This window comes from Pseudoalteromonas obscura, assembly GCF_030135505.1.
In the GTDB taxonomy this organism is placed as follows: domain Bacteria; phylum Pseudomonadota; class Gammaproteobacteria; order Enterobacterales; family Alteromonadaceae; genus Pseudoalteromonas; species Pseudoalteromonas obscura.
On the sequence record NZ_JASJUT010000005.1, the window covers coordinates 156003 to 169258 of the forward strand.

Below are 13256 nucleotides of genomic sequence, written 5' to 3' on the forward strand. Positions count from 1 at the left end.
ATATTGAAATAAGATGTGATTTTTGTGTATTTTTTATTCAAATTGAATTTGCTAACTAGAGCGCATATAGCGTTAAGTGAGCCTGTTATTAAAACAGGCGGTCTTTAAATTGAGCGTAGTTATAATAACCTAGCTGTCCTAATCGACTGAGCCGGGCGAATGGCACGCTGGGAGCGGCTTTTCGATAGATTGGTAATGTAGGTGTTGATTTTGCAACGGTCATTTGAGACAGGCGAAAAGCCGCTTGTGTACTAAAAGCGACTCCAGCGCCGCAGTAACCAATGGCATAACCAACATTGTCATTGAAGTGTATATGTGGATGGTCATCTAGCGTTGCTGCGATATATCCATGCCAATAGTATTGAGCGCGTAATGGACTTAACGATGGAAACCCAGCGTGCATGGCATCAGTGAGGTGTGCTTGATACTTTTCCTTATTTTGATCTTTTCCGTAGACAGCACCTCTGCCACCAAACAACAATCTATTGTCTGGCAATAAACGGTAATAGTATTTGAGTGTGCGAGTATCCATCATCACTTGGTGAGTTTTTAGCCCCGTTGCGGCTAGTTCATCCGCTGTAAGTGGTCGTGTCACTAAAATACTACTTAAAATGGGAATATATTTTTTGTCGATGGTTGGGTGAAAATTTTGGCTATTATATGCATTGCCTGTTACTAGCAGTTTTTTGGCTCTAAGCTGTTGACCATGAACAGATACAACATGTGTTTCGCGATCTTTGAAAACGCGTTCAGCTAGGCTATTTTCAAAAATATCAGCGCCGGCTGATATGGCAATTTCTTTATAGGCTTGCAGTAATTTTAGTGGGTTTAATCCAAACCCATGCGAATTTCGAACTGCACCATAAACGTTGGGCATGTCGATGTAGTTTGATTTTAGCTCATGCTGACTGATAAAAGAGAGCTGTGTATCTGAAAAGGTCCGCTTTGCAAATTCAAGTCCGGCTTGTAATGAAGCCTGCGCTTTTTCTGAATGCGCAATTTTCAAATAGCCGTGTTCTTGTTTGTCACAATCAATGTCGTGCTCTTGTATTAATTCATCTAACCTTAAAACGCCACTTTGGTATTCTTGATATACTTGTCGCGCAGTATCCTCTCCCCAATTTTTACACATGTCTAATGCACTTAGTCGCCCTGTAGTTGGCAGCGCAAACCCTGCGTTTCTAGCACTGGCGCCAAAACCAACTCGATTGGCTTCAAGTACACATACCTTTTGATCATAAAGTTTTGAAAGAAAGTAAGCACTTAACAACCCAGTGTACCCGCCGCCAATTATGATGACGTCATAATTGTCAGACAGTTTAGGTTGACGAGTTATATTGTTTAATACAGCTAAACTCGCCCAATAGGTGTCTGGGCAAGGTTGTCCCTGGCAATGATTGTTATATAGCGGGTCGTACGTATTCATGTGAACTCGATCACCATTTCAGCTGCCTGACAATGGCACTCGTTGCCGCAGATCGGGCACTCGTAGCCATCGTTGATGCAGTTTTCTAACCAGCGATCATCGTGAAGTTTGATGAGTTTTCCGCCTGACTTAGTAAAATATTTCACAGCACCATTACCTGGGCTTTGTTGCCATAAGTGAGCTACGCCGGCTTTTGCACCTTGTTTTTTCAATACTTCTATTGATGCTGCCAATAATTTAGGTCCAATTCCTTGGCCTTGTGCTCGTGGATCTATCGCGATGCACTTAAAGTAAGCCATCTGTTCAATATCGACAGGCCAGTCGGCTGGCGTACACCATTTATCAATAGGCCATTGCTCAGCACAATAAGTTAGTCGAAAGCCAATTACTTGATTTGATTCATCGATTGCAACAAAGGAGGCGTTAAGCGATTTTTTAAGCCCCATTTGATAAATTTGCTCGAGCCGCTCGCTATCAAGGTAGTTATCGCCATGTACCAAGTTTCCCAATGAAATAACTTGAGAAAAATAATCGCGACTAAGTTGCGTAAGTTTAATCATCTTACTTGTTCTTTTTTCTAATAATATTTCCCTATTTTGCAGAACATCGCCTGAGAATCAAGTTTTCAATTGTTCAAAAAATAGGTAATTCACATTGACAGCGATGTCAATGTGTAATATTTGTTAATTTGATGAGTATTGATATTCATCAAGATTAAAGCAGCTGGTTACTGCTTTTTAGATACAACATATAAAGAGAAATTGAATTCTAATTCTATTTAATTCAACAACATGTAAAGGTAAATTATGAATAACTGCAAAATAAAGGTAAGCAAACTTGCTGCACTGTGTGTGACTGTATTGTGCGCTAGTCCATTCACTCACGGAATGAATGTACAGCCGGATCCCAATAACCCCGGTGGTTATCTCGTTTCACGAGCTGATTTAAATACAGCTGAACAGACTCTCACAGCAGATCCAATGTACGCAATTTGGTCAAAAGCGCTGGAAACTCGCAGTAATGTGGTTGTTGAAGCAATTGTCCCGGGCGCTGCGGCAAATCCGAGCAACGTAAAGCGTGTAGAGCGTGTTTTTGGTCAGACTGAGTGGGACTATTTAACTCAGATGGCTGCGCCAGAATACACTTATACTCGCTTCTTACGAGCAATTGGTAAATTTCCTGCGTTTTGTGGTGAATACACGGATGGTCGTGATGCAGATGCCATCTGTAAAAAGTCTATCGTGACAGCGTTTGCACATTTTGCCCAAGAAACAGGCGGCCATATTTCTAAGGACAATACATCAGACAATCCTAATGGACTGGAAGAGTGGCAGCAAGCACTTGTTCATGTTCGTGAAATGGGATGGTCAGAAGGTCAAGGTGGTTATAGAACGGGATGTGGCCAAAATGATTGGCAAAATCGCCGTTGGCCTTGTGGCGAAGGACAAGGGTATTTTGGTAGAGGCGCTAAGCAGCTTTCCTACCATTTTAACTACGGCATGTTTTCTGAAGTCATGTTTGATGGTGATGCAACCGTGCTGTTAAATGACCCCGGCCGAGTTGCTGACTCTTGGCTCAACCTTGCATCCGCCATTTGGTTTTTCTTAACGCCGCAAGCACCTAAGCCGGCTATGTTGCATGTTATTGATAGAACTTGGGTACCTTCTCAAGTCGAATTAAATGCAGGCATTGGATACGGTTTCGGTACGACTATCAATGTGATCAATGGTGGTATTGAGTGTGGCGAGCACAATCGCTACAAAGGCCAGCCTGTAAATCGTATTCGTTACTGGGAGGGGCTTTCGCACTACTATAATATTCCGATTGAAGCGGACGAAGAGAACACTTGTTGGCAGCAAACTCCATTTGGTAGTCTGAACTTAGATGGTGCCAGTGGCGTTCTGTACACAAACTGGGAAGCTAACTGGGCACACTATTCTGACCGACCTGGCGGCCACTCATTTGAATGTAAGCTGGTTGGCTATCAAACTGCATATTCAGCTTTGGTACCGGGAGACTATGAAAAGTGCGTAACTAATTTCTATCAATCTCATACTGGTTGGCCAAGTGTTACAGCTGTGGATACTCTGCCACCGATTGACGTGAAACCGCCTGTAGGTGGTGTTAAAGCGTGGGACAGTAATAAAGTTTATCTCAAAGGCGACAAAGCCAGCTACCAAGATAAAATCTATGAAGCAAAATGGTGGACAAAAGGCAATACACCGAGCCCTACAAATACCAATGGCCCTTGGAAATTGATTAATTAGTCTTAAAAGATGCAGGGAAAGCAAATAGCTTTTCCTGCCCACGCTGTGTTTAATTTACCAACGGCGTGAAATACTGTAGCTAGCAAAAGTATCGAATAACTTTGATTTGGCGCGTTTTTCAAAACTTTCCAAACTACTCAGGTAAACGCTTCTTAAATCATTGAAATCCTGTTCACTATTCAATGCAGTTAACGTGAGTTTAATCGATAGATTTTCAGGTTCGACAGCTTGGTATATATCGCCATACGTGAATAAAGGAATGGTTTCTTGACCATCGGTGATAATCTGCCAACTCACTTCCCCCTGTAAGTCATTTTTCCAAGTGTAAGTTAAGGTTGCCATATTAACACGTGGATCAATGGCGCTAAAATCCAGCATTGCTGTGTGGCTGTTATTTGGGTCTCCAAAAGAGTTTGAAAGGCTTTTATACGCAGAGGTGAGTGAACTATCTTCACTGATAGGTTGTATGTTTTCAACTTTGCCAGTGTTGTCGACTGACGTTAAAACATATGAATGCGTACTTACGTCCTCGCTAAAATCAAGACTTGATCCCGTTTGGCTGATAGACAAATAACTGGTGGTGTTGAGCCCGTTGTAAATGACCAGTTGATTTTGCTCTTGGTATGATGGGTGATTGTAAGCCGCATTATTGACCACGGTTGAATGGACTTCATCATTACCAATATACGATGATAAGCTAATGACTCCTCTTGCTGGCATATCTAAGCCAGAGATATCTAGTGGCGTGCCCTGTACTGTGAATTGAGCAGCTGTTAACTCAACGGTAGCCTGCTCAGATGTATCAATTAATGTACCTGTGTGTGCTGACTTGGATTGTGTAAATATCAGCTTTTGCTTTTCAATAACGCAAGAGGAGTATGTATTCTCTGCATCCTTTAGCTGCATAGGGGGTGCACCGATATTAAATATCGTTGCGTCTGGCACTTCTGCTTTAAGTGAGGCCAAGTCGTATTTAATACTGCTGCAAGCACAGTTGCTTTTATTCTCAAAGCTGAGTGAATCTACAGCAAATCCAGCTTGCACATTTAACAGCGTCTGAATTTGCAAATACTTTTTCCCGTTATTATCGGTGGAATGGTATAAAAGTGAAATATGCTGCGTGTTTTCAGGTAATGTCGAGTTGAGTTTTCCATCGATAAGGGTTTTATCTGAAGAAATAAAATTACCATCTGCTGTGTGATAAACGACATCTGCAATGATAGGCTCATTACCACACGCATTTGTTTGAACAGCTTTGAGTGACACGTTAGGCAAGGCGATTTGGGATGGCGCAGGTTGTTTCATAACGTTTGGCTGGTTGTTCATTGTATTGGTGTCGTTGCCGCCACCTCCGCCACATCCAGAGAGGGATAGTGCACCAACAACAGCGAGAAATGCACCACTAAGTTTTAGCTTCATAATATAGTTCCTTTAATAGACAAACAGTATCCCAAAAGAGGACTATATATTTTCTTGGTTATTTTTTAAACTTAATATTCTGCTCTATGAATAAAAACATACAGAAAACTTTTCTATTTTTCGCCTAACTTTGTAAAGCCTATACATGAAGTGTATAGGCTTTATATTGTTTTAGTTTAATATCATCTCAATTCTAGCTGGACCTTGTTTATTTTCATACTTAAATACAAAGTCTTTTTTACCATTTTGGTCCACATCAATTAGTGCGATGTCATGAGGGTTATCTGGTAATATTCGGCTGATTTTTTTATATTCATTTCTTAATAATTTTCCAGTTGAACCATAGTAAATATAAAGCGACTTATTACTAGATTTAAAAACAATATCATGTTTATTGTCTCCGTTGAGGTCTCCGGTATAAAACGGTAGACCTCTCATTGAGCGGGTCATGTCTATTTCCAATTCAACTTCTTTTTCAGTGCTAGGACTTTTATCGAATAAAGTATGTGGCTTTTGCCTGAAAAAGCGCATCTCGACATCGACATCTGCTTTACCGCCGCCAAGTGCGATTGCAGCAATGGTAGTTAGCCCGATGTCGACATCCATGGTTTGTAAGTCTAGTAGTCCATCACCATCGAAGTCGTACTCCACTCGCATGCCACCTACGCCTAAGGTGTGTGGTAGTTTAATTGCCCCGGAATTAAAGCCTTTTGGTTGTCCTAAATATAAATCGTATTCAACCTTGGCTTCTAGTGCAGAAATCCCTTCTGTGATTGGTCTCGTTCTGGTTATTAAGTCAAGATGACCATCTTGATTGATATCGACCAGCTCCTGAGTCGTGCGTACTTTTTTTCCTTTGAGTTTACCAAAATCTGTTGGGAGGTGAACAAGGTCGACCGCGTTAGCAAAGCCATTCTTTGCGCCATATAAAACGGCAACTTGTTTGCGCGTGCGAAAGACCAGATCGTTTATACCATCAGCGTTAAAGTCATGCACTATGGGTAAAGAGGTAAAATTTGTACTGATTTCTAGTTCTTCACTTTCACTATATGTGTGACTGCGAAGTGGGAGGTTATAGTTAAAAAAATGCTGTTTAAACTGGCCATCTTTTTGCTGGATATAGAGTTCACTTCGCGTAAAACCGGGTAAATATATGTCGCTGAGTCCGTCTTCATTAACATCTAAAACGAATTCTATTTTTTCGAAGTCATCAGTTTCCAATCGCGTAAGTAGGCTGTTGGAGCTGATTAGGCGCTCGGTCTTTGCTTGAGTGGTAACATAGACGCCTTTGCTATCTAATATGAAGGCTTGTACTTCCTTTGAGCCCGCTGTGGTCCCATAGTGAAAACCTTTGGAATCTGGAGTAATGTGCAGTAATTGAGACTTATTTTGGCTAAGGTCTATTCGCTCGAGTGCTTTTAGCTCCTCATTTACAGCGAAGACAATTGGAGATTCAGTGAGTATCAGTGGGTTTTTTGTTTCTAGTTTAAGTGCAAACTCAGTGGCATGACCTTGGCTGGCGGCCAGCAAACTTAGCGCAAAAATGGCTTTTTGCTTCATTTTTTTATCTCCCAAATCCTATTTCACTTGTCACGGCTAAAAGACGGTTGTAAGTACATTATCCATTCTAATATTGGTCACTAACATGACATGCTTTTGTTTTTATAAAGTAAAGTATGTTGGTTACATTCAATACTATCTATATTGAATGAGATGCTATTTGAGGGCTATATTTTCTGCAATGCAAAGGATGTAATTAATTGTGATCAGTTAAAGTCTAAAGTCGCTCTTAATGCAGTGGTGTAAGACAGGTAAACAAGCTACAATTCGCGCTTTGTATTACAAGATGAGAATCACCGTGACTGCATCCCGTCAACTGTTAGAGTGCTTGAATAGTGCATTTCTACAAGCTTCAACTCTGGAGCAATATGCCGACAAAGTGGTACAACAGCACTTAATGATAAATGCTGCTTGGACAATTGAACAACGCGCATATTTTGTTACAACTCTCTACAATATGGTCCGCTTCAGTCGCAAATTGTGTTGGGCAATCGGGCGCAGTGATTTAATGGACTCACTTTCTCAGTTAAGTGTTGCTGATGTTTGGAATATATGGGGGGCGTATACTTTATTAAATGAACAATCGCTACCGGATTTTCCCGAAGTATCAACGCTAAACTTAGCTGACGTCCAGTCTGCATTGTCATCTGCACCGCAAGACGTATTATTGAGTATGCCTTCTTGGTTACATGAGCGAGCAAACGACGAGCTGGGTGATATCTGGCCAACGGTAGCAACCGCATTAAATCAGAGCGCGGAGCATTTTATCCGAGTCAATTCTCTTAAAAGTGATGCCTTGTCACTGACAAAGAGTTTAGCCAAAGAGCAGATCAAAGCAGTGCCAGTAGACGGTTTGCACAATGCGCTCAAAGTCGAACAAATGGGTTACCTTTTCCGTACTGATGCCTTTCAACAAGGGCACTTTGAAATGCAAGATGCAGGATCTCAACAATTGGCCACGCTGCTTGATGTACAACCTGGTATGAAAGTGGTTGATGCATGCGCAGGATCTGGCGGCAAGAGTTTACATATTGCGGCATTATTAGAAAATAAAGGGCGTGTGTTGTCACTAGATATTCATCAACACAAGTTAGACACTTTAAAAAAGCGCGCAAAACGTGCAGGTTCGCATGTTATTGAAACTCGTCTGATCCAAAACAGTAAAACGATAAAGCGACAAAAAGAAAAATTCGATCGCGTATTATTGGACGTGCCATGCTCTGGTACTGGTATTCTGCGACGAAATCCAGATGCAAAATGGCATTTAACAGAAAAAAATATCGAAAACCTAGTCGCTTTGCAGCAAGATATTTTACAACGTTATAGTCAAATGTGTCGCGTGGGTGGCAAGCTTGTTTATGCAACCTGTTCCATTTTACCATCTGAAAATGCGTGTCAGGTCGAAAGGTTTTTAGCCAATAACCCAAATTGGCGTCTAGAAAAAGAACTGAGCTTAATGCCCGGGGTTAGCTCCGCGTTTGACGGTTTTTACGGCGCATTGCTGGTTAAAAACGATAATTCATAGTGCATTGGGTTGAAGTTTTGATAGTTTGACCCAACAGACATAAATACAAGTTATTAAGCATGTGCTATGTGAGTACTGCCAACATTTTATTCGTTAAAGGTTTGAGAATGAATCCAATCATTTCATTGCTAAAAGAGCACAATATTTCTGATGAACAAATTAAAGAGGTATTTCAGGCATTAACTGAAAACCCTTTGATGGCTATGGCGACTGTGCAGCAGCTTGCTATTCCACCTGAAAAGTTACAGCAGCTTATGGGGTTGGTTATGCAAAATCCGGGTTTGATTAAAGAAGCCGTTGCTGAACTGGGACTCGATTATTCGAAAGTTGAAGCTGCAAAAGCGCAGTTGAACAAGTAGCCCATAAAAGCAGATCTTGTTATCGCAATAAAAACCTCTTAGAAAGGGATTTATTGCGATACATTAAAATGAATATTGTGCTTTGAGGGAGACATAGCGCCCACGCCCGCCACCGTATGCACTGTGAAAGTTACCATTTCCGCCGATAATAAATGGTCCTTTGTTGTCGAAGAGATTATGTATGCCCCCAGAAAAACTTAGCACTCTCTTTGAGGTGATCTTATGCCGATATGAAACATTGAGCGCGTGAGTGGTGAATGAAGGGAGGTCATTACCCCAGAGCAATTCAGGAGTTGCAATACAAGAGTCTAAGCTTCTATTACAATTTTCAGTGTTTAAGGCCATATTATTGTGCCAATTTTGATACACTCGTTTGCTACGTTTTATCGGGCCTTTGTAGTATGTACTCCAGCGAACTCGCCAATCTTTGTTTTGCCAGACAACAGAAGCGGTGGCTGTATCTTCAAATATGTTGTGATCTAAATAACCTTCGTGAGACTCATACTTTTTCTCTTGCGTGTTTGATGAAGCTAAAGCGTGTTCAATAACGTGATTCCAAGTAAGGTCAAAATTAATTTGCCCAATCGTGTTGAACGGAAAAATATATTTGACCGTGACATCATAACCCTGAGTGATCAGCTCATTGGCATTAGTCAATCGTTGTTTTAGTTCAATAATTTGCCCATCTTGGTCTCTTTTTATATCTTGGCACATGAGGTTTTCAGTACTATTAAGCGCACTGCTTTGATAGCACTGCATCATGATATCGTGATGTGACAGCGTGGTGATCACATCTTCGATTTTAATCCGATATAAGCTGGCGCTGAGGGTCAAATTTGGGATAACTTGTGGGGTCACGACAAAGTCTAAAGTAGAGGTGTATGCTGTTTCTGGCTTTAAATTCGGATTACCGATGTTTGGTGAATAGCTATTGTTATGGTCGTGGAACACGCCATCTTGCGCTATGGCGGATTGTATTCCTAAGTTTTTTCGGCAGTTTTCATGTCCTGCCAGTGTTGAAGTGGCTGTTACGCCATCACAAATATCATAAAATGCGTTGTAATCGCCTCTAACGGGAGACATTAGCTCGGTAATAGTAGGAGCACGCATTGCTTTTGCCCAGTTTAGTTTGAGTGAATAGCTTGACGTAGGTTGATAGCTCAGACCAAGATTATAGCTTTGGATTAACCCCATTTTTGCCCAACTGTAATCAGCTGCACGCGCTGAGAGTGATAGATTTAAATGTTTGGCAAACGGGAGATCATTGAGAAGAGGGAAGGACAGTTCGGTGAATACTTCATAGCTAGAAACATCGCCTGAAAAGTTCGGTATATAATTGAATGTAACGCCGCCATTTGGAACATTTGTCGACACGGATTGTTTGTCTTTGCGATAATCAAAACCGAAAACCGCATCTACTGGACCACTTGGTAGTACCACAAGGGGGCCAGAGACATTTGCTGAAAGCGAAACTAGAGAGATCTCAGTGTCTAAGGTTGGATTTGCTCTAATGTAATTGGCCGCTGCGTCACTGATTGCCCCTTCTCCAAATAAATTAATGGGGACACAACCCGACTTTCTTGCTTTTGGATCCCGACAACGTATTGAGCCATCTTCGAGCTGTTCGACTGTTAATGCCTGTCTAACATGGGCAACTCTGATCTCATTGAATCGAGTTTGCTTTTGCTTAAACATACCGTAGCCGACGGCAGTATCCCACTGCCAGTCATTGTTGAAAAAACCATTGAGACCAGCCCAAGCTCGAGTGGTTGCCCTTGTATTGTCATTTGTCACCAAACCTACTTCTTGAAATAAGCGATCCCATTTGATATCGGCGTGGTTGACCTGTGCACGGATCTGGGCGGGAACATACGGGTTATCAAAGGGAATTGTCCCAATACAATCAGAGCCGAATTGCTGCTGGGATGGATCGAAGGTGATAACCATATCACATTCGTCTTCATTTTCTGGTGATTTTACATTGTGGGCATCATTTTGGCTGTGGTGTATTTGAAAGTAAGCGCGATTGCCTAAACTCAAATCAAGTTCACTTTTTACAGCTATGTTGAACTGCTTATTTGGGATTTTTAATTTGTTAAATTGATTATAGTGTATGCCATGTGCTTCTTCTTGCCAGTCTTGACGCAAGGTTTGGCCCTCATACCAAAAGCCAGAATTTGGCTGAAAGCTGCTGGTTTCATTGAACACACCGCCGGGTAAAGCGTCACTTAGTGAAGTCCATTCTGATTGTTCGATGTCGCGCATACACCGATAAGCAGTTCGATAATGGCTATCATACATGGCTGTAAGCATGGTATTGCACATTCTTTTATGATCATAACGCCAATCATCTTGCTGCTGTGCGCGAGACCTATCCCAATAATCTAAGCCAAATTGTTCTAAATATGAGGTGCTTAGCAATAACATACCTTGTCCATCCGCGAAGTGGGTGCCGATATCTCCATTAAAGGCGACTTCACGATCGCCGCCAGACGTACTTTCCCCAATACGCACCGAAAATGACATATCATCTTTCGCTTGTTTTGTAAGGATATTGACAACACCGGATATTGCGCCTGAGCCGTAGGCGGCTGAAGCACCTCCGGTGATGATTTCAACCCGTTCAATTATGCCTTTGGGCAAAGTTGATAGGCTGACTAAATCACCAGAGTAGCTGTTAGAAACGACCCTGCGACCATCAATCAACGTAAGTGTACGGTTGAGCCCTAAGCCGCGTAAGTCAATGGTAGAAAGTCCTGAGTTATGCGTACTATTTTGAGAATTCGAGTGACTGATCCCTTCATTGATTTGTGGTACTTCACTGATTAAAACTTCTGATAGTGAGGAAAAAGCAGAGTGTGCAATCGCTTTGTCAGAAATAGTCACGAGTGTATGAGTACTGTGGTTTTGCCCATGTGTTAGGTGAGAACCCGTGACAGCTATACGCTCGATATGGGTATGGTTTGTATGACTCTGCCTTTTAATCGTTGAGGAGAGTTCAGGTACAGATATATCGCTTGCTTTACATATGCAACTTACGCCTATAACCATAGAGAAAGCAGCTATGTTAGGTTTTTTACTTGATAACACTAAACTTCCTTAATCACACAAATTAGTCAGTAAAAAATCAAACATTGAGTCGATGTACATGACAATACGCTCAACATCCGTGACTCAACAGGTCGTATTGCAGCGTATCAACTGTTTATTAATTTATAATTATATGTTTATTAAATGTAAATTAAAAGGGTGGCAAGATGAGAATAATGAGCGTGATCATGTTTGAGACGCTTTTAAATAAAACGTATTAAGTAGGAGTAGTGCAATAAGGAATAATGATGTATAGAAACGATAAAAGGGCCATATAGGCCCTTTGGTGAAGTATCGTTCAAGTTAGTATGGTTACCCTAACCCCTTAAGGCAACCAACCAATTGTTTTGCAAAAGCGGCATATCTCGTTAAGTTTCTAAGCTAGCGAGAGGAAAAAACCTGCTATTGCTGCGCTCATTAGGTTAGCCATTGACCCTGCTAAAACCGCCCTGAGCCCTAAGCGTGCGATATCCTTTCGACGACTAGGGGCCATACCGCCTAGTCCACCTAGTAAAATTGCAATCGACGACAGGTTAGCAAATCCACATAACGCAAATGTGACAATTGCTTGAGTATGTTCAGATAACCCATCGCGATAATTCATAAAGTCTAAGTAAGCAACAAATTCGTTGACTACTAATTTCTGGCCGATAAAGCTACCGGCTGTTACAGCTTCTGCCCACGGTACACCAATCATCCAAGCAACCGGTGCAAAGACATAGCCTAAAATCTCTTGCAACGTCAGTTCAGGGTGATCAAACCAGCTGCCGATGCCACCGAGTAAACCGTTCATCAGCGCGATTAGTGCGACAAAAGCTAATAACATTGCACCTACATTAAGTGCTAAGTGCATACCACTTGAGGCACCCGCGGCGGCTGCGTCAATGACGTTAACTGGTTTGTCTTCGCCACTGTCTACTTCAGCTAAATTTTCTTTGGTTTTTTCTGTTTCAGGCACAATCATCTTGGCCATTAAAAAACCACCTGGCGCGGCCATAAAACTTGCTGCAATTAGGTATTTTAAATCTACGCCAATCGCAACATAACCAGCCATAACCGAACCTGCTACGGTTGCAAGACCACCCACCATGACGGCAAATAATTCTGATTGTGTCATTTTTGGAATGAACGGCTTCACAATCAGAGGCGCTTCGGTCTGACCTACGAAGATATTCGCAGTTGCAGAAAGAGACTCTGGGCGTGATGTTTTAAGTAGTTTTTGTAATCCACCACCTAAAATCTTAATTATCCATTCCATAATCCCTACGTGGTATAAAACGCCAACCAACGCGGAGAAAAATACAATTACAGGTAGCACCTGAATTGCAAATACGAATCCAATCGTTTCTTGAGCGGCCAGAGGGCCGAATAAGAAGCTGATCCCGTCATTGGCATAACCAATAACAGATGATACAGCAGCTGACATTGCTGCCAGTGCGTTTTTACCTGCTTCTATAAATAGTACAAAGCCGCCGATGACGACTTGCATTAAAAATGCGATGCCTACAGTTCTTTTGTTTATTGCGCTGCGGTTCGTTGAAGCCGCGAAAGCAATACCTAGTAGCATCATCATGCCGACTAGGCTCATTATTGTTGTCATGCCAAAATGT

At 41.8% G+C, this 13256-nt stretch carries 9 protein-coding genes; 3 read left to right on the plus strand and 6 right to left on the minus strand.

Features of this window, described 5'->3' with window-relative positions; all coding sequences use genetic code 11:
• Window positions 1–88: 88 nt before the first annotated feature.
• Complete coding sequence (locus tag QNM18_RS13925) at window positions 89–1426, minus strand: NAD(P)/FAD-dependent oxidoreductase (RefSeq protein ID WP_284137569.1); 1338 nt, start codon at window positions 1424–1426, stop codon at window positions 89–91.
• On the minus strand, window positions 1423–1986 hold the full coding sequence (locus QNM18_RS13930) for a GNAT family N-acetyltransferase (RefSeq protein ID WP_247687425.1): 564 nt from the start codon (window positions 1984–1986) through the stop codon (window positions 1423–1425). Before QNM18_RS13930 ends, QNM18_RS13925 begins: the two co-directional genes overlap by 4 nt.
• A gap of 246 nt (window positions 1987–2232) precedes the next feature.
• Between QNM18_RS13930 and QNM18_RS13935 the strand changes: the two genes are divergently transcribed.
• On the plus strand, window positions 2233–3693 hold the full coding sequence (locus QNM18_RS13935; RefSeq protein ID WP_211011599.1) for a chitinase: 1461 nt from the start codon (window positions 2233–2235) through the stop codon (window positions 3691–3693).
• Window positions 3694–3747: 54 nt separating this feature from the next.
• On the opposite strand, the gene QNM18_RS13940 is transcribed toward QNM18_RS13935, so the two are convergent.
• Together QNM18_RS13940 and QNM18_RS13945 are read right to left on the minus strand one after the other, a co-directional pair.
• Window positions 3748–5112: a hypothetical protein gene (locus tag QNM18_RS13940; RefSeq protein ID WP_284137570.1), complete on the minus strand. Its 1365-nt coding sequence runs from the start codon at window positions 5110–5112 to the stop codon at window positions 3748–3750.
• A 171-nt stretch (window positions 5113–5283) separates the two neighbouring features.
• Window positions 5284–6672, minus strand: a complete 1389-nt coding sequence (locus QNM18_RS13945; protein ID WP_284137571.1) for an FG-GAP repeat domain-containing protein — start codon at window positions 6670–6672, stop codon at window positions 5284–5286.
• Between the two features lie 232 nt (window positions 6673–6904).
• Here QNM18_RS13945 and QNM18_RS13950 point away from each other — a divergent pair, with 232 nt between their 5' ends.
• Both QNM18_RS13950 and QNM18_RS13955 read left to right on the plus strand, forming a co-directional pair.
• Window positions 6905–8197 (plus strand): RsmB/NOP family class I SAM-dependent RNA methyltransferase, encoded by a 1293-nt coding sequence (locus tag QNM18_RS13950; RefSeq protein ID WP_284137572.1) that lies wholly within the window; start codon window positions 6905–6907, stop codon window positions 8195–8197.
• A 107-nt stretch (window positions 8198–8304) separates the two neighbouring features.
• Complete coding sequence (locus QNM18_RS13955; protein ID WP_023398396.1) at window positions 8305–8556, plus strand: DUF2999 family protein; 252 nt, start codon at window positions 8305–8307, stop codon at window positions 8554–8556.
• 63 nt (window positions 8557–8619) lie between these two features.
• Here QNM18_RS13955 and QNM18_RS13960 read toward each other — a convergent pair whose 3' ends face one another.
• Both QNM18_RS13960 and QNM18_RS13965 read right to left on the minus strand, forming a co-directional pair.
• On the minus strand, window positions 8620–11646 hold the full coding sequence (locus QNM18_RS13960; RefSeq protein WP_284137573.1) for a TonB-dependent receptor domain-containing protein: 3027 nt from the start codon (window positions 11644–11646) through the stop codon (window positions 8620–8622).
• Window positions 11647–12022: 376 nt separating this feature from the next.
• Window positions 12023–13246 (minus strand): NupC/NupG family nucleoside CNT transporter, encoded by a 1224-nt coding sequence (locus QNM18_RS13965; protein WP_211011596.1) that lies wholly within the window; start codon window positions 13244–13246, stop codon window positions 12023–12025.
• Window positions 13247–13256: the final 10 nt, after the last annotated feature.